This is a genomic window from Streptomyces hokutonensis, assembly GCF_000376565.1.
Classification (GTDB): domain Bacteria; phylum Actinomycetota; class Actinomycetes; order Streptomycetales; family Streptomycetaceae; genus Streptomyces; species Streptomyces hokutonensis.
Genome location: NZ_BARG01000024.1, coordinates 76,302 through 101,938, shown reverse-complemented (window position 1 = coordinate 101,938; position 25,637 = coordinate 76,302). Strand labels below are relative to the sequence as shown.

The 25,637-nt window shown below is 71.5% G+C and carries 25 protein-coding genes; 6 read left to right on the top strand and 19 right to left on the bottom strand.

Going from position 1 to position 25,637, the window contains the following annotated elements; genetic code table 11:
- Window positions 1-29: 29 nt before the first annotated feature.
- The gene (gene efeU / locus SSP08S_RS12455) at window positions 30-2,063 is read right to left on the bottom strand and encodes an iron uptake transporter permease EfeU (RefSeq protein WP_019067928.1); all 2,034 of its coding nucleotides are present in this window, start codon (window positions 2,061-2,063) and stop codon (window positions 30-32) included.
- A 219-nt stretch (window positions 2,064-2,282) separates the two neighbouring features.
- Here efeU and SSP08S_RS12450 point away from each other — a divergent pair, with 219 nt between their 5' ends.
- From SSP08S_RS12450 to SSP08S_RS12440, 3 genes are read left to right on the top strand one after another with little or no spacing between them, the layout of a single operon-like run.
- A complete protein-coding gene (locus tag SSP08S_RS12450) occupies window positions 2,283-2,948 on the top strand; it encodes a DedA family protein (protein ID WP_026178426.1) in 666 nt (221 codons plus the stop codon).
- Window positions 2,948-3,553: a phosphatase PAP2 family protein gene (locus tag SSP08S_RS12445; RefSeq protein WP_019067926.1), complete on the top strand. Its 606-nt coding sequence runs from the start codon at window positions 2,948-2,950 to the stop codon at window positions 3,551-3,553. The genes SSP08S_RS12450 and SSP08S_RS12445 overlap by 1 nt, the downstream gene beginning before the upstream one ends.
- The gene (locus SSP08S_RS12440) at window positions 3,550-4,260 is read left to right on the top strand and encodes a phosphatase PAP2 family protein (RefSeq protein ID WP_019067925.1); all 711 of its coding nucleotides are present in this window, start codon (window positions 3,550-3,552) and stop codon (window positions 4,258-4,260) included. The genes SSP08S_RS12445 and SSP08S_RS12440 overlap by 4 nt, the downstream gene beginning before the upstream one ends.
- Before the next feature lie 151 nt (window positions 4,261-4,411).
- Here the strand turns inward: SSP08S_RS12440 and SSP08S_RS12435 are convergent, their stop codons facing one another.
- From SSP08S_RS12435 to SSP08S_RS55220, 6 genes are all read right to left on the bottom strand, one after another.
- Complete coding sequence (locus SSP08S_RS12435; protein ID WP_043259421.1) at window positions 4,412-6,505, bottom strand: glycoside hydrolase family 36 protein; 2,094 nt, start codon at window positions 6,503-6,505, stop codon at window positions 4,412-4,414.
- 32 nt (window positions 6,506-6,537) lie between these two features.
- Window positions 6,538-7,392 (bottom strand): proteasome subunit beta, encoded by an 855-nt coding sequence (gene prcB / locus SSP08S_RS12430; RefSeq protein WP_019067923.1) that lies wholly within the window; start codon window positions 7,390-7,392, stop codon window positions 6,538-6,540.
- Window positions 7,393-7,465: 73 nt separating this feature from the next.
- Complete coding sequence (locus SSP08S_RS12425; RefSeq protein ID WP_019067922.1) at window positions 7,466-8,419, bottom strand: lysylphosphatidylglycerol synthase transmembrane domain-containing protein; 954 nt, start codon at window positions 8,417-8,419, stop codon at window positions 7,466-7,468.
- Window positions 8,416-9,897, bottom strand: coding sequence for a glycosyltransferase family protein (locus SSP08S_RS12420; RefSeq protein WP_019067921.1), 1,482 nt, complete (start codon window positions 9,895-9,897; stop codon window positions 8,416-8,418). Before SSP08S_RS12420 ends, SSP08S_RS12425 begins: the two co-directional genes overlap by 4 nt.
- Window positions 9,898-10,049: 152 nt before the next feature.
- Window positions 10,050-10,721, bottom strand: coding sequence for a patatin-like phospholipase family protein (locus SSP08S_RS55225; protein ID WP_369407089.1), 672 nt, complete (start codon window positions 10,719-10,721; stop codon window positions 10,050-10,052).
- Between the two features lie 29 nt (window positions 10,722-10,750).
- A complete protein-coding gene (locus SSP08S_RS55220; RefSeq protein WP_019067919.1) occupies window positions 10,751-11,137 on the bottom strand; it encodes a VOC family protein in 387 nt (128 codons plus the stop codon).
- A gap of 135 nt (window positions 11,138-11,272) precedes the next feature.
- Between SSP08S_RS55220 and SSP08S_RS12405 the strand changes: the two genes are divergently transcribed.
- Entirely contained in the window at window positions 11,273-11,773 is a 501-nt protein-coding gene (locus SSP08S_RS12405) for a branched-chain amino acid transporter permease (protein WP_019067918.1), read from the top strand.
- 23 nt (window positions 11,774-11,796) lie between these two features.
- The gene (locus tag SSP08S_RS12400; RefSeq protein ID WP_026178424.1) at window positions 11,797-12,588 is read left to right on the top strand and encodes a thioesterase family protein; all 792 of its coding nucleotides are present in this window, start codon (window positions 11,797-11,799) and stop codon (window positions 12,586-12,588) included.
- A gap of 10 nt (window positions 12,589-12,598) precedes the next feature.
- Here SSP08S_RS12400 and SSP08S_RS12395 read toward each other — a convergent pair whose 3' ends face one another.
- The 11 genes from SSP08S_RS12395 to SSP08S_RS55215 all read right to left on the bottom strand — a co-directional run bounded on the left by SSP08S_RS12395 (window position 12,599) and on the right by SSP08S_RS55215 (window position 24,356).
- A complete protein-coding gene (locus tag SSP08S_RS12395; protein WP_019067916.1) occupies window positions 12,599-13,675 on the bottom strand; it encodes an MSMEG_0565 family glycosyltransferase in 1,077 nt (358 codons plus the stop codon).
- Window positions 13,672-14,508: a carbon-nitrogen hydrolase family protein gene (locus SSP08S_RS12390; protein ID WP_019067915.1), complete on the bottom strand. Its 837-nt coding sequence runs from the start codon at window positions 14,506-14,508 to the stop codon at window positions 13,672-13,674. The genes SSP08S_RS12395 and SSP08S_RS12390 overlap by 4 nt, the downstream gene beginning before the upstream one ends.
- Window positions 14,505-15,356 carry a carbon-nitrogen hydrolase family protein gene (locus SSP08S_RS12385; RefSeq protein ID WP_019067914.1) on the bottom strand — a complete coding sequence of 284 codons (852 nt, stop codon included), beginning with the start codon at window positions 15,354-15,356 and terminating at the stop codon, window positions 14,505-14,507. Before SSP08S_RS12385 ends, SSP08S_RS12390 begins: the two co-directional genes overlap by 4 nt.
- Complete coding sequence (locus SSP08S_RS12380; protein ID WP_019067913.1) at window positions 15,353-16,786, bottom strand: MSMEG_0567/sll0787 family protein; 1,434 nt, start codon at window positions 16,784-16,786, stop codon at window positions 15,353-15,355. Before SSP08S_RS12380 ends, SSP08S_RS12385 begins: the two co-directional genes overlap by 4 nt.
- Before the next feature lie 4 nt (window positions 16,787-16,790).
- The gene (locus SSP08S_RS12375; protein ID WP_043259402.1) at window positions 16,791-17,891 is read right to left on the bottom strand and encodes an MSMEG_0568 family radical SAM protein; all 1,101 of its coding nucleotides are present in this window, start codon (window positions 17,889-17,891) and stop codon (window positions 16,791-16,793) included.
- 10 nt (window positions 17,892-17,901) lie between these two features.
- The gene (locus SSP08S_RS12370) at window positions 17,902-18,423 is read right to left on the bottom strand and encodes an MSMEG_0572/Sll0783 family nitrogen starvation response protein (RefSeq protein ID WP_019067911.1); all 522 of its coding nucleotides are present in this window, start codon (window positions 18,421-18,423) and stop codon (window positions 17,902-17,904) included.
- A 37-nt stretch (window positions 18,424-18,460) separates the two neighbouring features.
- Window positions 18,461-19,276, bottom strand: a complete 816-nt coding sequence (locus tag SSP08S_RS12365; protein ID WP_019067910.1) for an amidohydrolase family protein — start codon at window positions 19,274-19,276, stop codon at window positions 18,461-18,463.
- Between the two features lie 5 nt (window positions 19,277-19,281).
- On the bottom strand, window positions 19,282-20,598 hold the full coding sequence (locus SSP08S_RS12360; protein ID WP_019067909.1) for an MSMEG_0569 family flavin-dependent oxidoreductase: 1,317 nt from the start codon (window positions 20,596-20,598) through the stop codon (window positions 19,282-19,284).
- Entirely contained in the window at window positions 20,595-20,900 is a 306-nt protein-coding gene (locus SSP08S_RS12355) for an MSMEG_0570 family nitrogen starvation response protein (protein ID WP_019067908.1), read from the bottom strand. The genes SSP08S_RS12360 and SSP08S_RS12355 overlap by 4 nt, the downstream gene beginning before the upstream one ends.
- Window positions 20,901-21,978: 1,078 nt before the next feature.
- Window positions 21,979-22,776, bottom strand: coding sequence for an SAM-dependent methyltransferase (locus SSP08S_RS12350; RefSeq protein WP_019067907.1), 798 nt, complete (start codon window positions 22,774-22,776; stop codon window positions 21,979-21,981).
- Window positions 22,773-24,356 (bottom strand): DHA2 family efflux MFS transporter permease subunit, encoded by a 1,584-nt coding sequence (locus tag SSP08S_RS55215; RefSeq protein ID WP_245607869.1) that lies wholly within the window; start codon window positions 24,354-24,356, stop codon window positions 22,773-22,775. The genes SSP08S_RS12350 and SSP08S_RS55215 overlap by 4 nt, the downstream gene beginning before the upstream one ends.
- 81 nt (window positions 24,357-24,437) lie before the next feature.
- Between SSP08S_RS55215 and SSP08S_RS12340 the strand changes: the two genes are divergently transcribed.
- Entirely contained in the window at window positions 24,438-25,106 is a 669-nt protein-coding gene (locus tag SSP08S_RS12340) for a winged helix-turn-helix transcriptional regulator (RefSeq protein ID WP_019067905.1), read from the top strand.
- A gap of 124 nt (window positions 25,107-25,230) precedes the next feature.
- On the opposite strand, the gene SSP08S_RS12335 is transcribed toward SSP08S_RS12340, so the two are convergent.
- On the bottom strand, window positions 25,231-25,542 hold the full coding sequence (locus SSP08S_RS12335) for an antibiotic biosynthesis monooxygenase family protein (RefSeq protein WP_019067904.1): 312 nt from the start codon (window positions 25,540-25,542) through the stop codon (window positions 25,231-25,233).
- Window positions 25,543-25,637 lie beyond the last annotated feature (95 nt).

Below are 25,637 nucleotides of genomic sequence, written 5' to 3'. Positions count from 1 at the left end.
GCCAGTGCTGTTCGTGTTCTCGGTGCTCATCAGGCGGACTTCCTGATCTCCAGGAGGTCCGGCACCGGTGCCAGGTCCTCCAGCAACTGCCCGGTGGCGCCGTTGAGTCGAGCCCTGTCCGGCCGGCTCAGCTGCTCGACGGGGGTCCAACTGCCGCCGTGGTGCGCCGAGTCGAGCAGCTTCTGCAGCCGGGCCACTGCGGCGTCGACGGTCGGAAGCAGCGTCGAGGACTCCTTGGTCAGCAACGGCCTGAGTACGGTGAGGAGTTCACGGGTGCCGGCGAGGTTGCTGTCGACGGTCGCCAGGTTCGTGCCACTGCCCTCGTCCGTATCGCCGGTGAGCTCGAACTGCAGGGCGTTCTCCAGGATTTCGTGGGCCCGCAGCGGGAGGTCGCCCGGGTCGAAGTCCTGGGTGGGGAACGCCTTGCGCAACCCCACGACGGCGGTGGCGAGTTGCTGCGCGGGCACCTTCAACTCGCTCGCCGACTGCCCGTGCCACAGCCCGTACTCGATGCGGTGGAAGCCCGCGAAGTCCTTGTCTTCGACTCCCCCGGCCAGCCCGTCGGCCCGGCCGTTGATCTTCTTGTCGAAGTCCTCGAAGGTTCCGTAGGCGGCACCGAGCGAGGAGTAGGTGCGGTGCGCTGTCAGCCAGTCGGTGCGCGCCTTGCCGAGGTGGTTGCCCGCGATGTCGGCGCTGAGCTGCCGGGTCTGGGTCCCGAGGGTGGCCAGGCCCTGATCGACGTACACCTTGTAGGCCTTGAGCGGCGCGGCCAGGTCGTTCTCGGAGACGGGGACGACCGCCTTCACCGTCCCTCCCCCGCCGCTGACGTGCACGGTGGCTGAGGTGACGGCCTTCGCGCCGGTGGGGACGCAGCGCCAGGCGTACGAGCCGCCCGCGACGGTGGCGACCAGGTCCCGGGTGGTGCCCGGCGCCAGGCCCTCGACCTCGCCGTAGACCGCGCCGGTGGCCGGGTCGATGAGATAGACCTCGGACGTCTTGTCGCCGGTGTTGTGCATCTGGAAGGTCTGGCGTCCGGTGGCGGGCGCGGTGAAGCCCTTGCCGCACTCCGTCTCCGAGACGGCGACCGTCTGGGAACTCGCGGGCTTGGGCCGGGCGAAGGCGACGACGAGCCCGGCCACGACGGCGGGTACGGCGACCACGGCGACGGGGACCACCCAGACGGGGCGGCTGCGCGGGGACGACACGGCCTCCGGTGCGGGCGTGGGGTCCGGCTCCGGTTCCTTGATCCGCTCGCCGCGAACTCCCCCCAGGAACAGCGGCAGAACCACGGCGAGATAGCCGACGTAACCCACCACCTGGAGCCAGGTCATCGTGGGCATCAGGTTGAACACGCCCTGAATGAGGGTGCTGTACCAGGAGCCCGCGTCGACGCTGCCGCTGAGGTCGAAGGCGTACGTGGTCAGGCCGGGCAGGACACCGCCCTCCTGGAGGTCGCGCAGGCCGTAGCCGAGGACGCCGGCGGCGATGACGACGAGGACGACGCCGGTGGCGGTGAAGAACTTCGTCAGGTTGATCCTGAGGACCCGGCGGTACAGCCCCCAGCACAGGCCCGCCGCGAGGACGAGGCCGACGGCGGCGCCGGTCAGGGGGCCGGAGGACTCGCCGGCCGCGCGGGCGGTGGTCCACAGGAAGAGGGCCGTCTCCAGGCCCTCGCGGCCCACCGCGAGGAAGGAGGTGAGCATCAGGACGCCCGCGCCCATGCCGAGGGCGCCGGTCACCTTCTCCCTGATCTCGCCGGAGAAGGTGCGGGCCGAGCGGCGCATCCAGAACACCATCGCGGTGACGAACGCGACGGCGATCACGCTGAGGACCCCGCCGAACGCTTCCTGGGCGGTGGCGGAGAGGTTCGCCGCGGTGAACGTGAGCACGGCGCCGAAGCTCAGCGCGAGGGCGATCGCGGCCAGCACGCCGGTCCACACCTGCGGCAGACGGGACTTGGCGTCGGCGCGGACGAGGGTGGCGACCAGGATCGAGACGATGAGTCCCGCTTCCAGCCCCTCCCGCAGCCCGATCAGAAAGCTCGGAAACGCGTCGTCCCACATTGGGTGCGACCCCTCCTGGGTTAGTGAAGGCATGCCTTACTTCGCGGACCATCATGACTACATGCGTGTAGTCCGTCGGTCATGAATCGGCAACGACCGGGCAAAAGTGCGGAACTCCTCGCGCGCTGCGATCGTCTACAGTTGAGTAGACCGTCTACAGATTTGTAGTCAGAGATGGATGTCGTACGGGACATCCGACCGGCGAAGGGGCTCGCGACGATGACCACACCCTTGGACCTGGCGTCCCAGCTCGCCGTCAACGTGCTGGACGCCAAGTCGCTGCTGGCCGCCTTCGGTGTGCTGGGGGTCGGCGTGGTGATGTTCGCCGAGACGGGGCTGCTGATCGGGTTCTTCCTGCCCGGCGACTCCCTGCTGTTCACGGCGGGCCTGCTCTGCACGGGCGGCGCGGACAGAGCCGTGAAGCTGTCGCTCCCGCCCCTCCTGGTCGCGGCGGCGGTGGGCGCGCTCGCCGGAGCGCAGTGCGGCTATCTGCTCGGCCGGAAGGCGGGCGGCGCGCTGCTCACGCGCAGCCGCTCGACCCGCCTGCACGAAGGCGCCCGGCGCGCCGAGGAGTTGCTCGACAGATACGGCCACGCGAAGGCGGTCGTGCTGGCCCGCTTCGTGCCCGTGGTGCGGACGGTGCTCAATCCGATGGCGGGCGCGCTCGGGGTGCCCGTCCGGACGTTCACCGTGTGGCAGGTGGTCGGCGGCCTGGTGTGGAGCCTGGGACTGACGCTCGCCGGTTACGCGCTCGGTTCCTCGGTCCCGAACGTCGACAAGTACCTGCTGCCCATGGTCGCGGTGATCGTGGTCGTGTCGCTGCTCCCCCTCGCCGTCGAGGTCCGCCGCTCCCGCCGGGCGGCCCGGGCCGGGGAGGCGCACTGATGATCCTCGTCGCCTTCCAGGGGTCCTCGATCGACGGCTCGGCCTACGAGGACGTGGTCAACTCGGCGCAACAGGCGCCCGATTGGCTCGACGACACGGTCACGGCCTGGTCGACGTACGGGCTCGCGGTGTTCGCCCTGCTGATGCTCGTGGGCTGGTGGCGGGCGCGCCGGGTGGGTGCCGAGGCGGCGGTGACGGCGCTGGCCGTGCCGCTGGTCGTGGTGGCCGTCTACGGGATCGACACCCTGCTGAAGTCACTGGTGCGGGAGAACCGCCCCTGCCAGAGCCTGCGGGTGGTCACACTGGAGGCCTGTCCGGCGCGGGGCGACTGGTCCTTCCCCAGCAACCACGCGACGATCGCGGCGGCTGCGGCGGTCGCCCTGTTCTTCGTCTCCCGCCGGCTCGGCGCGCTCGCGGCGGTGGCCGCGCTCGCGATGGCGGTGTCCCGGGTGTGGGTCGGGGTGCACTATCCGCACGACGTCGTGGCGGGCGTCCTCGTCGGTACGCTCCTCGCGTTCGGCGCGATGGTCCTGGTGAGGCGCCGCCCGAAGTCCCTGGCACGGCGGATCACGGCCGGCCGGCTGCGACCGCTGGTGGTGTCATGAACCGCAAGGACATTGCCGAGCTGGCGGGCAGTGTGGGCGTGGGCGCCTGGACCGCGTTCGGTGTGCTGAGCATGGTCGTGATCGGGCGGGAGGGCGTTCCGCTGTTCACGGACGAGGACCTGTTGTCGTGGTCCGTCGCCCACCGCCCGGACGTGGCGGTGGCGGTGGCCCGCGGTGTGAGCGCCACCGGCACGGGCGTCGTCCCGTACGCCCTCGTCGTCCTCGCCGGACTCCTCACCGGCCGCACCGTCCGGCGGCGGCTGCTCGCCGCGGCCCTGGCGGCGGCCTGCCTCGCCGCCGGGCAGGGACTGCGCTACGGCGTGATGACTCGGGTCGCGCGCCCCCGCCCGCCGGTGGCCGACTGGGCCGGACATGCCTCGGGCTGGTCGTTCCCCTCGGGCCACACCACCACGGCGGCGGTCACCGCCGGGCTGGTGATCCTCGCGATAGGTGTGTGCGCCCCGCACGGACGGACCGCGCTCTGTCTGGCCGTCGGCTGCTGGGGCGCGCTGGTCGGACTGACCCGGGTGTATCTGGGCGTGCACTGGTTCACCGATGTGCTCGGCGGCTGGCTGTTCGCCGTCGGCTGGCTCGGTGTGTGCCTGTGCGCGGCGGCCCGGTGGCTGCCGGCGTGGCTGCTCGCGGACTCGCCGGACGGGGCCGTACCGCCGCGGGAGGAGCATGCGTCCCGGGGGCATGTGTCGTAACCGGTCGACGTCTGCGGGCAGGGTCGGCCCGGCATCGCCGGTTGAACGCGCCTTCCCGACGGCATGCGCGCCGGCTCTGTTCCCCGACGATCACCGATGCGTCATCCCTGCCACGCCGGACCGTCGGGTCAACTGCCGCCAGGTCTGCGGGTCAACTGCCGCCCAGCCGAACGAGAACGGCGGTACCGGCCCGGGGCAGCGACACCGTCAACCGCCCCTCGGCCGCGTCCCACTCCACCCCGGCATCAGCGGTCGCCGGATACAGCACCACGGGGTCGACAGGAGCGCCGCGCAGGTGGGGGACGGCGAGCGCGCAGTCCGTGGCGCTGTCCGACTCCCGCCGCCAGACGGTCACATAGGTGGACCGCGCGCCCCGGAGCCCCTGCGCGATCCACTCGTCGTCCCAGCCGGGCAGACCCAGCGGCCAGAACGGATGCGCGGCAGCGATCTCCGCCCTGAGGTCCTTGTAGACGGAGAGCGCCGAGCGGACGAGGTCGAACCGCTCGTCATCCATGCGGTTGAGAAAACCGGACAGGTGGATACGGCCCAGCAGCGCGCCGGTGAGGGTGAAGGCGATCTCGTCCGGGCTCTGGTCGGGCTGGGGGTAGGCCCACACGGCCGCCTGCTCGGGGGCCGCGGCGGTGCCGGCCGAGGCGGCGATGGGCGGGTAGCGCAGCGGGTCCTGCTGGTCACTGGTGGACTGGAGCTGCGCCACGGCGAGTTGGGCGTAGTCCATGCGCAGCCCGCCCGATCCGCAGTTCTCCAGGACCAGTTGGGGATGACGGTCGAGGAGTCCGGCCATCCAGTCGAGGTGGGCGCGGTGGTGACCGAGCAGTCCCGCCCCCGCGCTCTCGGTCCCGTGTTCCGTGCCGGGCCCGATGTCGATGTTGTAGTCGAGCTTCAGATAGCCGACGCCCCACTCACCGACGAGCCGGTCCACGACCTCGTCGAGGTGGGCGCGGGCGGCCGGGTGCCGCAGGTCCAGGTGGTGCCGTCCGTGTTCCGTGACGCGCAGCCCGCCGCGCCGGAAGAACGCCTCGGGCGGCAGGGAGTCGGCCAACGGGCTCCGGACGCCGACGACTTCGGGCTCCAGCCACAGCCCCGGCGTCATGCCGTGCTTCCTGATGGCGTCCAGGACCTCGTGAATACCGCCCGGGAAGCGGGCAGGTGCGGCCTCCCACGCGCCGACGGAGTCCCACCAGCCCTGGGCATCGTCGTCGTACCAGCCCGCGTCGATCACGAACACCTCGGCACCGGCGCCCGCCGCCGCCTCGACGAGCGGCAGGAGCCGTTCGGTGGTGGGGTCGCCCATCAGGGTGTTCATGTAGTCGTTGTAGATCACCGGGAGTCGGCGATGGTCGGGGTGGTCGCGACGGATGGCGCGGCGGTAGTCGGTGAGGGTCGCGAAGGCGGCGTCCAGGCCACCGGTCTCCGCACGGACGAGAACAGCCGGGACGGTACGGAACTCCTCGCCGGGGGCCAGGGTCTGGTGCCACTGATGGTGGGCGTCATCCGGACCGAACAGGGCGACATAGGCCGCGCCTTCGCGCTCTCCGGTCTCGAAGCGCCAGCCCGCGCTGGACTCGATCTGCCACAGCCACGCCCCGCCGTCGCGGTCGGTGAGCGCGGCGACCGGCAGGTGACGCCCGGTGGACCAACTCCCTTGCGAGTAGCGCTCGAAGCAGCCTCGCCCCTCATGCCCGTGCACGGATCGGTTCAACGCCACGACCTCGTCACGGAACCGCGCCCGGCGCCAACGGCATTCGGCGAGCCAGCTGTTGTCCGCCCAGTGCAGAGTCAGGCCGTCAACTCCGGTGCCGGGGTCGGAGATACCGCCGAGGATCAGCGTCGTCACGCTCTCCAACCGGACCGGCTCGACGCCCTCGTTGACCAGCCGTACGCCCGCACGGAGGAAGCCGACGCCCGCCTCCAGGGTGACCTCGGCGGCCAGCCCGGTCACGGGGTCCGCCAGCCGGATCGTCGTACGCTCCGTACTTCCGTCCCGTACGGTCCGGTGGTCCTGGTGGGCGAGGCGTTCGCCGATCGCCGTCTCGATGAAGCGCTCCCCCGACCACAGGCGCCCGTGCCCGGTGGCGGTGACCTCGACGAGCGGCACCAGGCGGTCCCAGTCCTGACCGGGCGCTCCCAGCCGGACCGCTCCGGAGGCATCGACGAGGGCGTGCAGCCCGAGCGTCGGATGCGACCAGACGCGTGACGGCTCGGTTGTTCCTACGGCGCTGCTCAACGCGTTCTCCGCTTCCACCGGGACAGTTCGGTTCAGGGTGCGACGGTCGGTCCGTCCGGGTGGCTCCGACGCTGTTCGACCATCTCGCGGGTCAGCGCCTCGGTCTCCGGTTCCGGCAGCCGCTCGAAGCCGTCCTCGGTGATGACCGACACGATGGGGAAGATACGGCGGTTGATGTCGGGGCCGCCGGTGGCCGAGTCGTCGTCGGCCGCGTCGTACAGGGCCTGCAGCGCGGCCAGGGCCGCGTCGCGCCGGGACATGCCCTGCTGGAACAGTTTCTTCAGGGCGCCCCTGGCGTAGGGGGAGCCGGAGCCCTCGGCGTGGAAGTCCGGCTTCTCGTAGGTGCCGCCGACGACGTCGAAGGTGAAGATACGGCCCTTGGCGCCCTCGGGAGCGGCGGGGTCGTAGCCGACGAGGAGCGGTACGACGGCGAGGCCCTGCATGGCCTGGCCGAGGTTCTGGCGGATCAGGCCGGCGAGGCGGGTGGCCTTGGCGTTGAGGGTCATCGGGATGCCCTCGATCTTCTCGAAGTGGGTCAGCTCGACCTGGTACAGCTTCACCATGTCGACGGCGAGTCCGACCGTGCCGGCGAAGGCGACCGCCGTGTAGTCGTCCGCCGGGTGGACCTTCTCCAGGTCGCGTTGCGCGATGACGTTGCCCATGGTGGCCCTGCGGTCGCCGGCGATCAGCACGCCGTCGCGGTAGGTGAGCGCCAACACCGTGGTGCCGTGCGGGAATTGGCCGTCCTTCGCGCGGACGCCGTCCGGGAAGGGGCGGCGGGTGGGCAGCAGCGCGGGCCGGTGCGCGGCCAGGAAGTCGGTGAAGGACGAGGATCCGGGAGTGAAGAACTCCTCCGCCAGCCGGCCGTCGTTCTCGTTCCCAGCCATGCAACTCCCCCTCGCCCGTGGGTCGACAACGGTCTCCTACCTGAACCGGCGGGACGGGAAACGCCGTTCGGTGTCAGAGGTCCTTGCGGCGGACGAGTACCCCGAGCACCAACAGGCCCGGGATCAGCGGCAGCCAGACGGTGAGCAGGCGGTAGCCGAGGACGACGGACGCGGCGGCCGACGCCGTGGTTCCCGAGGCGGTGAGGGCGAAGACCAGGGCGGCGTCGAGGGAGCCGATTCCGCCCGGGGTGGGCAGCAGGGCGGCGGCGCTGCTCGCGGCGAGATAGAGCAGCGCCACCCGGGCCGGGGACAGCGGCAGTTCGACGGCCTGCGTGACGCAGATCAGCACCAGGGAGTGCAGCGCGGCGAAGGCCAGCGAACCGCCCCACAGGGCCACCGCCCGCTGCGGCCTGGCGTGCACGGCCCGGATGTCGGCCAGCACCGCCGCGAGGGCACGCCGACACCGGGGCCACAGCGGGCAGTTGAGCAGTACGGCCACCAACGCGACGACGGCGAGTACGACTCCGACCACGCCCATGGAGATGTGCGGGACGCGCAGCACACCCGGGCAGGCGGTGGCGAGGACGCCGATGAGCACGATCCGGACGACCACACCGGCGGTCGCCTTCACGGCGAGGGCGCTGGCCGAGCGGCCGACCGGGAGCCCGCAGCGCATCAGGAAGCGCAGGTTGACGGCACCGGCGCCGAGCCCGGCGGGCAGCACGTGGTTGGCGGCCGACGCGGCGAACTGCGCGGCCACCAGCCGTCCGCCGGGCAGCCGTTGGGGCACCGCGCCCTGCTGGGCGAGCGCCGAGGACACCCAGGTCCCGAACGCGGCCGTCCCGGCCACCAGCAACCACCCCTGATCGGCGACGGCGAGCCGCCCGGCGCCGTTCGCGAGCACGGGCCAGTGCCGCCGGAGCAGACAGACCACGGCCACGAGCACACAGAGCGTCAACGCCCCCTGCCAGTAGGCGTGTCGGCGCCGGGTGCCGGTCGTCGCGGTGAGGTCGGGAGGTGCCGTCATGCGCCTCCGCCCGTCTTGGTGGTGGGAGCGACGCGGATGTCCAGTGTGCCGTAGTGGTGGACGGACCAGTCGTGGGCGTACGCGGGTGGGCGGCCGCCGGCCGGTGTGATGTCGGCGACCGGCATACGGCGGGCGGTCCGGTCGATGACGGTCCGGCTGGAGTTGGCGTTGTGCCCCTCGGTCGAGGCGGAGGCGCAGCCCGTGTAGAAGGCGACCGGGATGGCGTCCTGGCCGGTGAGCAGGCAGGGTCCGCGCACACCCAGGCGGTGGAGTTCGGCGGCGGCGCGGGACCAGTCGCGGTGCTGGGCGTTCGTACGGCTCACCGTGTGTTCCAGGACGGCGAGTTGGACCGCCAGATGCCCGGCGAGCCCCACCGCGAGCAGGGTCACCGCGACCCGCCGCCACGCTCCGGTCGGCCTGGTGACCAAGTGGATCAGCGCGTCGGCGACCGGAATCGCCACCAGCGCGTAGGCGGGCAGCAGGAAGCGCGGGGCCGCGTAGCCGATCATGAAGAGATACGGGAAGGCCGCCGTCGCGGCGCAGGCGAACGGCACGAGGGTGGGCGCGGTGCGCCGGGCGCGGACGGCGACGACCAGTCCGGCGACGGCGAGCACGGGCAGCACGAGCCACCAGACGTCGACCGCCGGGTTGGGCATGGCACCCGTGCACGGGCGGCACAGGGCGCGTCCGCCCAGGCTGCGCAGCTGGTCGACGACCGCGAGGTGGAAACCGAGTCCGCCCTCGATCGCCGAGGCGTCGTGCAGCCGCTGCGTCAGACCGCCGTAGCTGACGTACGCCTCGACCACCCACTCCAGGGCCCCGGAGGCGAGCCCGGCCAGAAGGACGGTGAGCAGCCGCCAGTGGCGCGCGAAGAGGCAGAGGGCGAGAAGGGGCAGGGTCGCCCACACCGCGTCGGTCGGCCGCATCCACGCCATGAGGGACGCGCTCGCCGCCAGGCCCCACAGCGTCGAACGGCCGGCGTGGTCGGCGCGGGCTCGCAGGAAGCAGCCCGTCGCGGCCAGGGCGCCCACGGCGACCCAGTAGTTGGGCATGGCCTGCGGGCCGTAGAAGAGCGTCACCCAGAGGGAGGCGAAGAGGGTGCCCGCCAGGGCCAGGACGCGGACGGGGAACAGGGTGCGCCAGGTGCGGAGTGCGAGGAAGAGGGCGAGGCCGGAGAGGACGGCGAGGTAGACGCGGAGCAGGGTGGTGGACGAGGACCAGGACGTGATCGGTGCGACCAGGAGGGAGATGCCACGGGACCGGGGTGCGCTGAAGAAGGCGGCGGGCGCGTGCGCGCTGATCTGGCTGACGTACACGGTCTCGTCCCAGCCGAGGCCCAACCCGGGGCGTACGAGCACCAGTTGGGCCAGGGTGAAGGCGACGGCCACCAGCGCGATGGGGTACTCCGAGCGGCCGGACGCGGTCGGCGGTCCGGGCCGCCGGGTCCCGGCGAGTGTGGCGTACGTGCTGCCGGACATGACCCACCCTCCCCCCTACAGTTTGTAGGGTTACCGGCACCCTACAGCCTGTAGGAGTGGAGGCGGGAGCCGGGGAAAACATGGACAAACTATCCCGGCGTGGGAGTGGTCGCGGCCTGAAATTCGGCCAAGCGACTGACAGCCCTGTGCGCTCAGGCCCGGCGCCAGGGCTCGGGCCGTGTCCGACCGGTGGGCGTCGGCCGGTCTGACACGGCGGTGAGACGGTCGAGTTCTGCTTCGGCCTGGCGCAGGCCGAGGGCGTAGGCCTCAGTGGCCGCCTGCGGATCCCTGGCGTCGACCGGCCCGTCTTCCTCCCAACGGTCGGTCCGGGGTGCGGCGGCCGGGTTGAGGTGGTTGGCGATCCCGCCGTCGATGTAGCGGCGCCCCTTGAGGGTGACGGTCGGATCGATCATCGGAACGGCGCAGCTGGACGCCACCGCTTTCTGCAGCGGCACACCGGACTCGGGACCCCACACCACCAGTGCACCGGTTTCGGCGTCGACGGCGGTGCAGTGGTGGGCGCCGGGCGGGGGCAGGCCGGTGAACGCTTCATACAGGCCCAGATAAGCCTGCTCATCGATCGTCTTCGTTCCTTCGGCGGCCTTGGCGATCGAGCGCAGCCCCTGCTCGGGATCGGTCTCCGGGTCGGCCTGCCAGATGGCGGTCATGAAGTTCTGGAAACCCGCGGCCAACTGCTCGGCGCCCACGAGTTCGGCCACGGCCGCCATCCTGGCCCGCACGGCCGCGACATCGGTGCGGGAGGCCGCCAGGGCCCCGACCACCGAACCGGCCGAGGTGCCGAGAATCACCTCGGCCTCGGCCAGATCGGGCCCGGCCGCACGCAGGCCCGCGCTCAGCCCAGGGTGGTGATGCAGAACGGATGACCGGCGGGGTCCAGCAGGACCCTCCAGAGATCAGGCCGAGGCTGAGTCGCCGCCGCGACAGCTCCGAGGGCGAGCAGTCGTGTCTGGGCGGCGTCCAGGTCGTCGACGCCCAGTTCGAGATGGGCCTGCTTCTCCTGGAGGGGGTCCGGCCAGGTGGGACGCCGGTAGCCGGCCGGCCGGTTGAAGTTCAGTCCGGTCGAGCCCTCCTTGCCGAGCAGGATGAAGTCGTCGCTGGAGAAGCGCACGGGCAGGCCGAGGACCTCGCCGTAGAAGCGAGCCAGCTCGGCGGGGTCCGGGCAGTCGAACGTGACGGACGTGTAGCGGATCGCCGCTGCGGAAGTGGTTTCGGTACTCATGGAAACGACGCTATGCCGGGATCAGGACAGGTTCTGTCCGGGTCATGGGTCGATACTCCGAGATGTGATCAGTACCTCCGCCCGTCTGCTGCCCCGGTCAAGGGACTGGAGTTCGCCCTGTGCGTTCTGTTCACCGTGCTCACCCTGGACGCGTTCCGCTCCCGCGAGGAGCTGCCGTCCCTGCTGCTCGCGGGGGCGACCGTGACCGTCGTCCTCGTCCTCACCGCGGGCCCGGCGATGTTCACCGCGCTGTTGCTCTTCGTCGGCCTGCTCCTGGCCCGCACCTCACCACGGCCCGGAAGGTCGCCGATGCCCAGCACCTCGTACCTCATCGCCGTGCCGGCGATCGTCTTCACCATCACGCTCGTCCTGCGGGCCGTGCCCTTCGCCATGCTCGGCCGACTGCGCGACTCGGCGATCGTCGCGCGCCCGGCGGTGTGGATGCCGGTCGGCATCCTCGCGATCCCGGCCGTGACCGCACTGCACGGGAGCGTCACGACCGACCCGCACGGCGCCTGGTACGCACCGCTCGCCGTCGCCGTCACCATCGGCGTCCACCTGGCCTGCGGCCGCCGCACCATCCTCGGTGTCGGCGCCGGAACGGCCGTCTACGCCGTCATGCCCAACACCCTGTGAACACCCCTTTGGAGAAACGTCCGTTGACCCCCGACAGCTACTTCGAAGCCACCGACGACCACCGCTACAAGCCGACGGCCCACGTGAGCGGAGCCTGGGACCCCGACGAGCAGCACTTCAGTCCGCTGGGCGGGCTCGTCGTCCACGCCCTCGACCGCCACCGGGCGGCCGGCGCGGACACCGGACTGGTCCTCTCCCGGATCAGCTACGACATCCTCGGCCGCCTCGCCCTCGACGAGTGCGAGATCGAGGTGGAGAACCTCCGGCCCGGCCGGACCATCGAACTCCTCGAAGCGGTCGTACGGATCGCCGGCCGCCCGGTGGTCCGGGCCCGCGCCTGGTATCTGGCCGCACTCGACACCACCGCGGTCGCGGGCGGTCCCGACGACCGGCTCGCCCCGCCGGAGTCACTCGTCCCGTGGCGCATGTCCGACCTGTGGCCCGGCGGCTACATCGCCTCCGTGGACGTCCGCCCCGTGGCACCGCCGCAGCCAGGCCGTACGACCGCCTGGATCTCCACGCCGCTCGACCTGGTCGCCGGCGTTCCGGTCAGCCCCCTCGCGTCCTATGTGGCGCTCGTCGACACCGCCAACGGCATCGCCGTCCGGCAGCCGCCCACCGCGTGGATGTTCCCCAACGTCGACCTGACCGTCCATCTCCACCGCCAACCACGCGGCGCCTGGACGGGGTTGGACACCGAGGTCACCTTCGGCCCCTCCGGTCAGGGCCTGACCGGCACGGTTCTGCACGACCTCGACGGTCCGGTCGGACACGCCTCGCAGATCCTCACGGTCCGCCCGCTGCCGGGGGCATGAACGCGTCCGGTCAGCTGAGGGAGCGGTACAGGGCCAGATGGCGACGGGCCGCCTCGGACCAGGTGTGAGCGGCGGCCAACTCCTGTCCGGCGGCCCGTCCGGCCGGGTCGTCGACCGTGAGGGTGTGGCCGAGCGCGGCGGCCAACTGCGCGGGCGTGGCGGCGAAGTGGGCCGCCGGGCCGAAGACCTCGCGCAGCACGGGAAGGTCCCGTACGACCAGGGGGACGCCCGCGGCGAGCGCCTCCATGGCGGCCAGACCGAAGCCCTCCTTGAGCGAGGGAAAGGCGAACGCGTCGGCGGCGGCGACCAGGGCGGGCAGTTCGTCGTCGGGTACCGGGCCCAACACCACTGGCTCCACGCCGAGTTCGTCCGCCCGCCGCTCCCAGCGGGCGCGGTAGTCGCGGTAGTCGAAGAGGGTCTCGCCGCCCGCGATCACCAGGCGTACGTCGGGGTGTTCGGCGCGCAGCAGGGCGTAGGCCTCCAGCAGATCCAGGGAGCCCTTGCGGGGTTCGATGCCGCCGACGGTCAGGACGTAGCGGCCCAGCCGGGAGCGCCAACTCGACCTCGCCGTCGGGTCGGTGGCGGCGAAGCGGTCGTAGGCCACCCCGTTGGCGATCACCTCCGCCGACAGGCCCCAGCCCGCCCGGAGTTCCTCCGCCACAGCCGTCGACACGCAGATGTGCGCGTGCGGCTCGACGATGGCCCGTTCGTGGCAGGCGGCCAGCTCGGGGGTGGTGAAGTGGTCGATGTGGTGGACGGTGCGGACGCAGCGGCCGACGGCGTTGGCGCTGATGCAGTCCTGGGCGTGGACGATGTCGTACGGGGCGGGGTCGAAGGCGTCGCGGAGGGTGGCGATGGAGCGCCGAACCCGTTGGCCGACCGTCTCGTCGGCGGGGCCGTCGGCGAACGGCACGATCCGCAGCCGTACCGCAGGGGAGACGGGCCGGAAGAAGCCCGTGTCGCCGCCCCGGCCCAGGGTCCACACCGTGACGTCCTCGCCGAGCGCCGCGAGGGCCTCCGCGAGGGCGAGGGTGTGGACGACCCCGCCGCGCGGCTTGGTGGAGTAGCTGAGCAGGGCGATCTTCACGTCCTGGACTCCCGGTAGGCGGTGGGGCGGCGTTCGTCGAGGTGGCGCAGGACGCGGCGGGCCCGGTCGGTCTCGGCGGCGACGTCGAGTTCGGCGACGGCGAGGCCGGCCTTGGACCAGGTGCGGGCGAGGATGTCGCCGCCGGGGCCGACGACCTTGGCCTGGCCGAGGAAGCGCATGCCGCCCATGGCGCCGGTCTGGTTGGAGGAGGCGAGGACGACCTGGTTCTCGGCGGCCCGGGCCTGGTCGTAGAGGTCGAAGAGCTTGGCCTGGCGGTCCTGGGCCATGCGCGGAGCCCGGTTGGTGATGGACGTGGGCCAGGCGGACAGGCAGGCGAGGATCTCGGCTCCGTCCAGGGCGAGGGAGCGGGCGGACTCGGGGAAGGTCTTGTCGTAGTCGATGAGCATGCCGAGGCGGCCGACCGGGGTGTCGAAGGCGTCGAAGCGATCGCCGGGCGCGTAGGCGGCGACCTCGCCGGCCGGGAGGTGGACCTTGCGGTGCCGGCCGAGGATCCCGTCGCCGCTGACGCAGACGGCCGCGTTGAAGCGCTCGTCGCCCGCGTCCTCGCAGTAGCCGACGCACACCACCATCTCGGCCGCCAGCTTGGCGACTTGGAGGATCAGCGGGTCGTCGGGCTTGAGGGCCGGCGGCAGTGCCTCGGGGTCGGGGTGGCGCAGATCGGCGAGGTAGCCGCCGAGGGCGGCGTCGGGCAGCACGAGCAGCCGGGCGCCGGCGGCACGGGCGTCGTCGACGAGCTTGGCGATGCGGGCCAGGTCGAACTCCAGGTCGCGGCCGAAGTGGGCGGCCACGGCCGCGATCCGGATCATGCTCATGCGCTGACTGCTCCTGCGTACGTATAGGTCTCGGGCCGCCGGTCGCGCAGGTGCCCCATCGACCGGCGGGCGGTCTCAAGGGCCTGTGCGACGTCGAGTTCGGCGACGGCGATGCCGGCCGCCACCCCCGTGTCGGCGAGGATCTCGCCGCCGGGGTCGACGACCTTGGCACTGCCGACGAAGCGTAGCGACCCGAAGGTGCCCGCCTGGTTGGCCGACAGCCACACGATCTGGTTCTCCAGGGCACGGGCCCGGTCGAACAGGTCGAACCGCCGCTTCCAGCGGTCCTGTTCGAGGTCGACGGCCGCGTTGGTGCGCGCACCCGGCCACGCCGACACGCACACCCCGATCTCGGCGCCGTCCAGCGCCAGCGCCCGTGCCGACTCCGGGAACGCCTTGTCGTAGCAGATCATCATGCCGATCCGGCCGACCGGAGTGTCGAAGGCGTGGAAGCGGTCGCCGGAGGCGTACGACGCGTCCTCGCTCAGCGGCTGATGGACCTTGCGGTGGTTGCCGAGGACGCCGTCGCCGGTGACGCAGACGACGCTGTTGTAGCGGCGGCCGTCCCCGTCCGCCTCGCAGTACCCGGCGACAACGGTCATCTCCCCGGCCAGGGCGGCCAGTCGGCGGATCTCGGGGCCGTCGAGGGCGAGGGCGGGCGGCCCCTCGTCGAGTTCGGCGGAGTCGTCGAGGCTGAGGAGATACCCGCCCAGGCATGCCTCCGGGAGAGCGAGCAGTCGTACGTCCTGTTCCCGGGCCTCCTTGACCAGCCGTTCGGCGATCGCGAAGTCCTCTTCGAGGTCGCGGCCGAACTCGGCGGCGACGGCGGCCATGCGCAGGGTGCTCATGCGGGTCCCATCCCGGTCACGGTGGAGGTGACCGCTTCGGTGATCTCTCCGTCGGGCCAGCGCAGCCCGACGCCTTCTCCTGCCGTGAGTTCGCCGCAGACCGCGCCCGTGGCGGGCCCGGCGGGCAGCGGCGGGGCACCCGGTGCGTCGGCGGTGAGCATGGCCCAGCCGGGGAAGCAGGTCAGCCAGTCGCCGACGGTGGCTCCGGCGTCCGGTCGCGGTACGGCGGCCACGTCGAGCACCGCCCGGCAGCCGCTCGCCTCGGCGAGCATGCCGAGGGTCCCGGCGATCCCGGCCATCGACACGTCCTTGGCCGCGGCGGGCCGGGCGGCGGCCACCGCACCTGTCATGGCGCGCAGTTCGTCGCTACGGCGGTGGGTCGTCGAGTCCCACTGGCGACCCCGGTATCCCGGTCGCCAGCCGCCGCCCAGGTCGGCCGTCAGCCGTACGGCGTGCCCCGGCCGTCCGCCGCCGCCCGGCACCGGGTGCGCGGTACGGCCGAGCGCGGTCACCGACAGGGCGGCGGGAACGCCGAGCTGAGTGTGGCCGCCGAGGACCGGGATGCCGTACGACCGTGCCGCGCGGGCCAGTCCGTCCAGCACCCGGGCCGCGTGCCCGGCGTCCCTGGCGCCGAGGGCGTCGAGCAGCCCGAGCGGTGAAGCACCCATCGCGGCAAGGTCGTTGACGTTCACCAGGACCGAGCACCAGCCCGCCCATTCCGGGTCGCGCTCGACCATGGAGGGCACGATCGCGTCGCACGCGGCGATCACGTCGGTGCCGGGGAGGGGTGTGCCGTCGTCGCCGACGAAGCCGGGCGGAGCGGGAAGCGCGGCGAGCAGGGGACCCAGGGCGGACTTGGTGGCCGCCGTCTGCGCCGCGATGCGCCCGATGGGCCACCGCATCAGCGTGTGCGGTGTGCTCGCGACCTCGGTCGGTCGTACGGATCTCCAGCCCAGCCGCCGGAACAAGGGCTCGTTGCGCGCCTGGACGGTCGCGTCGAAGCGCAGTACGCCCTCTGCTTCCGCCCGAGCACACGCGGCTCGCACCAGCGCGGCCCCGATGCCCTTGGGGCCACGGGCGTCCGGCGTGACGACGAGTCGGCCGCCCGCCCACCAGCCGAGGTCGGGGCCGTCGGCGACCGGCCCCAGCCGTACCCCGCCGAGGACCGTGCCGCCGGCGTCCTTGGCGACCAGCACCAGCGTGCGCGGATCGTCGTCCCGGTCGTCCAGGTCGTGGCCGTGGAAAAGCTCCTGCTCGTGGACGAAGACCTCCCGGCGCAGCCGCCGGTAGGCGGCCAACTCGCCCTGCCCACCGGCCTCTTCGACATGGAAGGAGGTCGCACGTGCGAGGGTGCTGCGGTCGCCCAGCAGAGCCAGGATGTCCTGCGGCCGCTCGGTCGCCGTCGGTGTCGGGGATCCGTCGAGGAGCACGCCCTCACCCGCCTGCTGTCGGCAGCACGCTGCACGCCCCGCAGGCCGCGCACCCCGCCTTCTGGTCGGCGCCGCGCATCCCGGCGGCCATCAGTTTGGCGGCGACGCCCTCGGTGACGTAGCCCAGCAACTCGGCGCTCGGTGCGGCTGTTCCGTCGCGGGCGGCGAGTGTGCCCTGCATCGGCCGGAAGGGGACGACGAACGGGTACACACCCCGGTCGATCAACTCTCCTGCCCCCGCGATGAGTTCGTCGGGATCCTCACCGAGTCCGACGAGCAGGTAGGTGGAGACCCGGTTCGGGCCGAAGATCCGCACCGCCTCGTCCCAGGCGGCCTCGTACTCGGCAAGCGGGACGGACGACTTGCCGGGCATCCAACGCCGGCGCACCTCGTCGTCGAGGGACTCGGCGTGGATGCCGATCGCGGTGGCCCCGGCGTCGTGCAGACCGCGGATCCAGGCGAGGTCGCCGGGCGGTTCGCACTGCACCTGGACGGGCAGCCCGGGGACTGCCTTGAGGACAGCGCGTACCGACCGGACCAGGGCGCGGGCGCCGCGGTCCGGGCCGGTGGTCGTCCCCGTCGTCATGACCATCTGTTTGACGCCGTCCAACCGCACGGCGGCCTCGGCGACCTCTGCGAGCTGCGCCGGGGTCTTCGCGGCCACCGTGGCGCCGGAGCGCAGGGACTCCTCGATGGTGCAGAAGCGGCAGCGATCGGATTCGGCGTAGCGGATACAGGTCTGGACGACGGTGGTGGCCAGGACGTCGGCGCCGTGCAGGCGGGCGATGTGCTCGTAGGGGACGCCGTCGGCGGTCGTGAGGTCGTAGAACCTCGGACGCTGTACGGGGGTCAGGGTGAGGCCAGTGTCTTTGAATGTCCCGGTGTCCTCGCCGAGCCAGACCCGGCCGTCGCGCACACGGTACGGGCTGGCGGGGTTGGTGGGCAGGGCCGCGTTGGCACCGCCCACGAGAACGTGGCCGTCGTCGCTGGGTCCCGCGCCGTCGGGACGCCGTACGGGGGCGTCCAACGCGACCCCGCGCAGGGCGAGTTCGGCACGGGTCATGATGCGGACGTCCACGGCTGTCGATCCGGTGCCAACGCTCATGGCGGGCCCCTTACAGCTGGTAGGTGGAGTTGATGATGGCGCCCTTGCGCGCGTAGTGGATCAGCGCGTCCTGGACGTCGAGGGGGTGGGTGGGGATGACGCCCTCGATGAGGTCCTCCTCACGGGCGCCGTGCAGAGACAGCCCGAAGCGGCAGCAGAAGACCTTGCCGCCCTCGGCGATGAACGTCTTGAGCTGGTTGTTGATGTTGTGCTCGCCCGGGAACGCGGAGTTGCCGGTGGTCGGGAAGCCGCGTGTGGCAAGGCAGTTGAGGGAGCCCGGGCCGTAGAAGTAGATGGCGGTCTCGAAGCCCTTGCGCAGGGCGCGGGTGGCCTGGAGGACGGCGACGAAGGACACGGACGACTCGTGGGCGATGCCGTGCACGAGGGTGAAGTAGGTCTCGCCGTCCTCGGCCTGGTAGTCGGGGAAGACCTTGGTGGAGCCGTAGATGCTGGAGCCCTCGGGCAGGGAGGGGTGCGGGATCTCGTCGAGGGACTTCTGCTCGACGTCGCTGAGCTGGACGGTTTCGGACATGGCTGTCTCCTTGTGGGTACGGAAGGGGGCGGGACGGTCAGTCGTAGAGCGCGGCGAAGGTGTCCCGGAAGACCAGGTCGCCCAGGGCACCGCCGCCGGTCGCCGCGGCGAGACGGGCGTACTCGCCCGCGAAGTCGCCCCACGGCTGGTCGCTGGCGAAGAGCACCCGGTCGTGACCGATGCCGCGGCGCTCGATCTCCTGGGCCAGCCAGCGGGGAGTGAAGCCGATGGCCCAGGAGAGGTCGGTGTAGACGCGCTTGCCGGCGGTGATCCAGTCGAAGAACCGGGAGCCGGCGAGCTTGATGTGGCCGCTCATCCCGCCGCCGAAGTGCACGAGATGGACAGGGACTTGATCGGCATACCAGTCGACCAGATGACCGACCTCGTCGATGTCGGAGGCGGCACCGGGAGAGGTGTGGACGTGGACGACGAGGCCGTGCCGCGCGGCGGTGGCGAAGATCCGGTCGAGCTGCGGGCGGCAGGCCGGGTCCGTGGGGCGGCCGCCCAGCAGGAAGCTGAGCTTGAGTGCGCGGACCCCCTCCTCGCCCGCCAACTCCATTGCCCGCACGGTGCGTTGCTCGTCCTCGGGGCGCGGCGAGACCCACAGGCCCGCCCGGATCCGGTCGTCGGACTGCGCGGCCTCGATGGCCAACTCGTTGAAGGAGAACGCGATCGCGGGGTCGGGGACGCCGTAGTTGGGGATGACCAGGGCGCGTTCGGTGCCCTCCGCGTCCAGGTCGGCGATCAGTTGCTTGACGGTGGCGCGAGCGGTGGTGTCGGGATTGACGGGTGGGCCGCCGTAGAAGGGGTACGCGGGCAGGACGCCGATGTGGCGGTGCGCGTCGAAGACCATGGCCGTCAGCCGATCGGGAGGGCGGAGGCGAGCGCGCCGGGCGCGCCGGTGAGGGTGCCGCAGACGTCGGCCAGGCGGCGCGAGGCGTCGATGTGGTTCGCCAGGAACTCCGCGTCCCTGCCCACCGCCTCGAAGCGTCCCGAACCCCACGAGTGCTGCCAGGGCAGGCCCAGGAAGTACAGGCCGGGCACGCTGGAGACGCCCCGCCAGTGCATCGGGTAGCCGCGGCCGTCGAAGACGGGGATCTCGATCCAGCGGTGGTCGCGGGTGAAGCCGGTCGCCCAGACGACGGAGGTGACACCGGCCGCCGCGAGGTCCAACTCCCCCGGTTCTCCGTCCGGTTCCCACACCGGTACGTACCGGGCCTCCTCGGGTGCCTCGATGCCGTTGGCCTCGATGTGCGCGTCGATCGCGTCCTTGATGCCCTCGGCCACCGCGTCCGCGTGATCGAGGTTCACCTTCAGGTCGTCGGCGAACTCCAGCCGTTCGACGCCGACTTCGGTCAGCCGGCCGTACAGGCGCATCCCGTCGCGGGCGAAGGCGCGCAGATCGATGTCGCGGCCCCCGTCCCGTCCGGTGACGTAGTGGTTGACCCGCAGGCGCACCGCGTCGGCGTCGTCGAACCCGTCGATGCTCTTGGCGTAGTGGCCCATGTCGTCCAGCCAGGCCACGCAGTCCCGGCCGCGGTAGAAGCGGGCGACCCGGGGCGCGCTGCCGACCGCGAGGTGTACCTGTCGGCCTGCGAGGTGCAGGTCTTCGGCTATCTGGCAGCCGGACTGGCCGGTGCCCACCACGAGGACGGCGCCGTCGGGGAGTTGGCCGGGGTTGCGGTAGCCGGAGGAGTGGAACTGGGCGACGGCTGCGGGCAGCCGTTCGGCGGTCCTCGGGATCCGCGGCCGGTGGTAGGGGCCGGTCGCGACGACCACCTGGTCGGCGGTGAACTCCCCCGCCGTGGTGGTGACTTCGAAGACGCCCGTCGCCGAGCGGCGCAGCCGGGTCACGGCCACCCCTTCCACCAGCGGCGGCCGGAAGGCGGTGACGTACTCCTCCAGGTAGCGCACGATCTCGTCGCGGACCATGAAGCCGTTCGGGTCGCTGCCGGCGTAGGGGTGGCCCGGCAGTCTGCACTGCCAGTTGGGGGTCACGAGGCAGAAGGAGTCCCAGCGGCGCTCCCGCCACTCGTGCCCCACCCGGTTCGCCTCGACGACCACATGCCCGACACCGCGTTCGCGCAGACCGTGGCTGATCGACAGTCCCGCCTGGCCGCCGCCGATGACGGCGACGGTGTGGTGGGCCCCGGCGAGGCGGGGCTCCGCGCTCACCTCGGGCTCCCGTCGGCGTCGAGCAGCGCCTCGACCGTGACCTTGGCTCCGGCGGGGAAGGCGCGGACGCGCACCGTCTCCTCGATCTGCTCCAACTGGCCCGAAGCGCCCGTGCAGTGGAAACCGAACTTCTCACGGACCCGCTCACCGGCGATTCCGAGCGCTGTTCGACTGCGCTCCAGGAAATCCGCCAGTTCGTAGGTGTCGCCTGCCGCGAAATACTCCTCGACGACTGTCGAGGGGGAATAGCAGCGCTGGGTCGTATCATCGGGCCAGCGCACATCGAAATACATCTCGGGCATGACATCCTCCATGCCTGGCGCCGAGGTCTTGCGCCTCGCCGCTGCTTGTGACCATTACTTCAGCCACCTCCGGTTACCGAACCAAGTCATCCGGAACAAAGCGGAGTTACGGAACCCTCACACCGAACCTGGCCTGGCCCACACGGATTTGCCTCAGAGACAAATTCCCATCCGTTTGCGGTGGTCGAGGAGATCTACGGGACGGACCCCGCCATTCGTCGGGGAAATTCCGCTAATCGGCGCCTTCGCACAGCAGCGTTGAGATTGGCGCAGTTGAACCATCCGCTCCGCGGGCCGTTCTTGAACGCGTCGACGCGCTCGGCGGCGGTGTGGACGCCGGGCGGGTTCTCGTAGGTGAGGCAGACCGGAGCCTGCACCACCGGAGCGCGGCCGTGGGCGCGTGTCCAGAGACAGGGGTTGGCGTCGGCGCCCTGCAACGAAGTCCCGCAGCGGTTCGCTCCACCGGCAAGACCCGGGCCACGCGGCGCGGGTCTTCCCGGCGACGGCGTCCTGGTCGAGTCCGGACCGGGGGTGTTCACCCCGCCTCGGCCTCGACCGCTCGGCGCACCCAAGGCCGACATGCTTGCCCCAACCGCAACGACGAGCCCGACTTCACTTCAACTTGCCGTTCTCTGCTAGGAGTTGGCCTACCGCTCGGCGGACGGCCCTGTGCCGGTGACATGAACCCCATTCGGCACGATGGTGAGCCATGGGTCCTTGCGCCTGTCGACCTCCAGCGGGCCGCCGACCGGCCTTCGAGGATGCGACTCGGCAGGTGGCTTTCGCCCACCGCACGGTGGAAGGCGAAGCAGTCGACCGCCGGCACACCGGAAGCACTCCAGAACCCGACCGCGGTGGCGAACGGCTGGCTGGACGAGGCATCCGCGCGGGTGAACGCAGCCGAACAGGCCGACACCGACGAGGAATCGCCTGTCTCGGTCAGCAGACTGCCGCTGTTCCACCGGTTCCGCCGCCGCTCCGCGAAAGCCGTCAGGATCGGCTTCTACGCGGCGCCACTGTTCCTGCGCTTCCGGGCCGTCTCCGCGGACTCTGCGGGCCAACGCCAGGGGGCCAAAAGTCAGGCTTGGTCGGCGTCCTTGGTGAAACAGCCGCGCCAGACTTCGAGGGAACCGTCTGCGAGCGCGGTGGCGTAGTTGATGACGCGGGTATAGCCGTCGTCGAGGAGCATCGGCAGTGCGGGGCCGGCGGGCAGGCCGTCCGCGAAGGTCCTGGTGATCCAGTCCTGGACCCATGTCGACTCGTTCGTCCACTCGACCTTGGTGAACCCCGCGTCCTTGACGGAGGCGAGCAGGGTGTCGGCGGGCACGACGAAGCTGTCGGTGCCGTCGAGTGACCAGGGCATGGGCCAGGGAAGGTCGGCCTGGTGTGGTCGGCAGACCTCCCAGAGAGCCAGGCGTGCGCCGGGGGCGAGGCGTTCGGCGATGTGACGGAACCAGGTGGTCTTGTCCCGCACGTTCATCTGGACGTGCATGGTGATCGCGGCGTCGAAGGGCGGATCGGGCTGGAAGCCGGCTATGTCCCCCGCCTGAAACTGGACGAGGTCGCCGAGTCCGGCCCTCACGGTGAGGTCGCGTGCGGCGTCGACGTAGGACGGGGTGATGTCGATGCCGACGACGTGGTTGCCGGTGCGGCGGGCGATCTGGCGTGCGGGGCCGCCGAATCCGGAGCCGACGTCCAGGACGACGTCGCCGTGCGCGAGGGCGAGGGTGGGGATGAGCAGTTCGACGGCGCCGGCGCCGCCGATGTGGAACTGATCGAGGTTGTCCAGGGCTCCGTCGGCCGCGGCGTCGAGATCGCGGTGGTCGCTCAGGAGTCGGTCGACGGTCTGGCGGACGGCGGATTCTCCGTAGGTCATGACACCGGGTCCTTCCGGTAGTTGGTGGTGTCGGCCGACCCGGCCGGCCGGTGTGCCGGTCCGGGTTGCTGCGGGGGCTGGGCGGGCAGGAAGACGGCGGCGAGCAGCGCGCCGGCGACTGCGACGACTCCGGCCACGACGCACCCGACGCTGAGACCGTGGTCGAAGGCGCTGGTCGCGGCCTGCCGTACGGCCTCGGCCACGGCGGGCCGGCCGTCGGCGGCGAGTTGGCCGGAGACGCCGAACGCGGCCCCGACGGACTGATGGGCGAGGTCTGTCAGCGCGGCGGGCAGTGCCGGGAGAGCGGTGTCGAGCCGGGCGCCGTACAGCGAGGCGTACACGCTGCCGATGACCGCGACGCCGAGGGTTCCGCCGAGGAGGCGGGTGGAGTCGTTGACGGCGGACCCCACTCCGGCCTGGTCGGCTGCGACCGCGCCCATGATGGACTCGGTCGCGGGTGCGGAGGTCAGGCCCATGCCCAGGCCGTAGACGACCATCTGGGCGGCGATGACGCCGTAGCCGAGGGTCGGGGAAATGTCGGAGGCGACCCAGAAGTAGAAAGCCGCCTGGAGAGCGAGCCCGGCCGTGACGACAGCCTTGGTGCCGGCCCGGACCGCCAGCCGTGTCCCGAGGGTCGATCCGACGGCGACGGAGACCGCGACGGGCAGCAGGTGGACGCCGGTGGACAGGGGGCTGTACGTCCGGACGAACTGGAAGAACTGCGTCATCAGGAAGATGAACCCGAACAGCGTGAAGAACGCGATCGTGACCGAGGCGCTGGCGGCGCTGAAGCGCATGTCCTTGAAGAGCCGCACGTCGAGCATCGGCTCTTCGGCGCGGCGCTCGCCGACGATGAACGCGATGAGCAGGAGCACGGCGCCGGCGAAGCCGGCGAGTGACGCCGGCGATGCCCAGCCGCGGTCCGGGGCCTCGATGATGGTGTAGACGAGCAGCCCCATGAATCCCCCGGACAGGACAAGGCCCGGGAGGTCCAGGCGGTGCGGCAGGGGATTCTGCGACCTCGGGACGAACACTGCCACCAGGACGATGACGGCCAGGGACACCGGGCCGAGGGCGTAGAAGATGCTCGACCAGCTGTAGTGCTTGAGCAGGAAGCCGCCGGCGATCGGACCCAGCGCGATGGCCATACCGGCCGTCGCACCCCACAGGCCGATGGACAGCGCGCGCTCTTTGCGGCTGGTGAAGACGCCGGTGAGCAGTGAGAGCGTGGCCGGGAACGTCATCGCGGCCCCGAGGCCCATCACGGCCCGGGCCGCGATCAGCTCCGCCGGGGTGTCGGCGTATCCCCCGGTGAAGCTGGCCAGGCCGAAGACCAGTAGGCCGGCCAGGAGCATGCCCTTGCGGCCGAAGCGGTCGGACAGACTGCCCGAGGTCAGCAGCAGGGCGGCGAACACGAGGTTGTAGGCATCCACCACCCATTGCAACTGGGCGGTGGAGGTGCCCAGTTCACGTATCAGCGTCGGCAGGGCCACGTTGACCAGAGTGGTGTCGAGGTTGATCACGAACGATGCCGCCAGGAGTGCGACAAGCACGAGCGGTTTCGACGGTGCACGAGTCATGGTGGAAGATTAAGCACAGGTGGTAGATTTTTTCTACCACTCGATTTGAAAACTAAACCACCGACGGTCTACGCTTGGCGCATGCGGAGCTATGGCCAGTACTGTTCGATCGCCCGGGCCCTCGACGTCGTGGGAGACCGCTGGACGCTGCTGATCGTCCGGGAGCTGCTGCTGCGCGGTCCGTGCCGGTTCACGGACCTGAAGAACGGGCTGCCGGGCGTCGCGGCGAACCTCCTCTCGACCCGCCTCAAGGAACTCGAGGCCGCCGGACTGATCACCCGCGAGGACGCGCCGCCGCCGGTCGCCACCGCCCTCTACGCCCTGAGCGAGACCGGCCTGGAGCTGGAGCCGGTACTGAAGGCGCTCGGGCTGTGGGGTCTACGGTTCATGACCGTCGAGCGGCCGGACGACGCGTTCCAGGCACAGTGGCTGGCCTACGCCCCGGCATGGTTCACCACCGACGCCGATCCCGACGCCCCACCCGCGGTCATCCAGCTTGTCGCGAACGACGAGGCGGCCGTCATCGAGCTGAGAGGCGGCCAGGTCCATACCCGGCTCGGCCGCGCCGCCGACGCGGACCTCGTCCTGGACGGACCGCCCCGTGCGGTCCTCGGACTGCTCAGCGGCATGCTCGATGTCGAGCGCGCGGGTGGGCTCGGCCTGGTCATCCGTGGCCGACGCGACCTGCTCACCCGCCTCCGCCCGCTCGCGCAGGAACCGGCGCGCACTCAGGACCAGGCAGTCCAATGAGCAGCGACTCCGACCGGCCGGCCACGATCGCGCACACGATGCCCGGGGCCGACGACGCACCCTGAAGGTCCGCCGTTGCGCACCTGCCCGAGCCGTACGTACGTTCAGCGGTTCTTCCCGAGTCTCAGCCCGGTGAGACCAACGCGACGCGGTGGACCTCGACTTCGAACACCGCCAGTGCGGGGTCGGCGCCCACTTCGCGGAAGAGCCGGGGTGCCGGCGGGCCACCCGGGGCGGCGCGCACGACATCGAGGGCGGCGCGGTCCCGCCACAGCGACTGGATACGCCAGCGTCCGTCCTGCCCTCTCAGCAGTTCGGTCCGCACCAGCCCGTCGGGCAGTGGACGGGTCACCAGCTCGCGATAGGCCGCGACGAAGCCGGCTTCGCGTTCGGGAGCGACGACGGCACTGACCTCGCTCAACACCTGTCCGGTCATGACCCTCATCTCCTTCACTTCCACCCTACGGCCGGGCCTCGGGAGCCGCCCTCGCAGCACTCCGCCGGGCCGGAGCCGACGGCCGCCCCTCACGC

Coding starts and splice junctions, on each gene's coding strand:
- efeU (WP_019067928.1), bottom strand. CDS start 2,063: ATGTGGGACGACGCGTTTCCGAGCTTTCTGATCGGGCTGCGGGAGGGG.
- SSP08S_RS12450 (WP_026178426.1), top strand. CDS start 2,283: ATGACCACACCCTTGGACCTGGCGTCCCAGCTCGCCGTCAACGTGCTG.
- SSP08S_RS12445 (WP_019067926.1), top strand. CDS start 2,948: ATGATCCTCGTCGCCTTCCAGGGGTCCTCGATCGACGGCTCGGCCTAC.
- SSP08S_RS12440 (WP_019067925.1), top strand. CDS start 3,550: ATGAACCGCAAGGACATTGCCGAGCTGGCGGGCAGTGTGGGCGTGGGC.
- prcB (WP_019067923.1), bottom strand. CDS start 7,392: ATGGCTGGGAACGAGAACGACGGCCGGCTGGCGGAGGAGTTCTTCACT.
- SSP08S_RS12425 (WP_019067922.1), bottom strand. CDS start 8,419: ATGACGGCACCTCCCGACCTCACCGCGACGACCGGCACCCGGCGCCGA.
- SSP08S_RS12420 (WP_019067921.1), bottom strand. CDS start 9,897: ATGTCCGGCAGCACGTACGCCACACTCGCCGGGACCCGGCGGCCCGGA.
- SSP08S_RS55220 (WP_019067919.1), bottom strand. CDS start 11,137: ATGAGTACCGAAACCACTTCCGCAGCGGCGATCCGCTACACGTCCGTC.
- SSP08S_RS12390 (WP_019067915.1), bottom strand. CDS start 14,508: ATGAGCATGATCCGGATCGCGGCCGTGGCCGCCCACTTCGGCCGCGAC.
- SSP08S_RS12385 (WP_019067914.1), bottom strand. CDS start 15,356: ATGAGCACCCTGCGCATGGCCGCCGTCGCCGCCGAGTTCGGCCGCGAC.
- SSP08S_RS12375 (WP_043259402.1), bottom strand. CDS start 17,891: ATGAGCGTTGGCACCGGATCGACAGCCGTGGACGTCCGCATCATGACC.
- SSP08S_RS12370 (WP_019067911.1), bottom strand. CDS start 18,423: ATGTCCGAAACCGTCCAGCTCAGCGACGTCGAGCAGAAGTCCCTCGAC.
- SSP08S_RS12365 (WP_019067910.1), bottom strand. CDS start 19,276: ATGGTCTTCGACGCGCACCGCCACATCGGCGTCCTGCCCGCGTACCCC.
- SSP08S_RS12355 (WP_019067908.1), bottom strand. CDS start 20,900: ATGCCCGAGATGTATTTCGATGTGCGCTGGCCCGATGATACGACCCAG.
- SSP08S_RS12350 (WP_019067907.1), bottom strand. CDS start 22,776: ATGACCTACGGAGAATCCGCCGTCCGCCAGACCGTCGACCGACTCCTG.
- SSP08S_RS55215 (WP_245607869.1), bottom strand. CDS start 24,356: ATGACTCGTGCACCGTCGAAACCGCTCGTGCTTGTCGCACTCCTGGCG.
- SSP08S_RS12340 (WP_019067905.1), top strand. CDS start 24,438: ATGCGGAGCTATGGCCAGTACTGTTCGATCGCCCGGGCCCTCGACGTC.
- SSP08S_RS12335 (WP_019067904.1), bottom strand. CDS start 25,542: ATGACCGGACAGGTGTTGAGCGAGGTCAGTGCCGTCGTCGCTCCCGAA.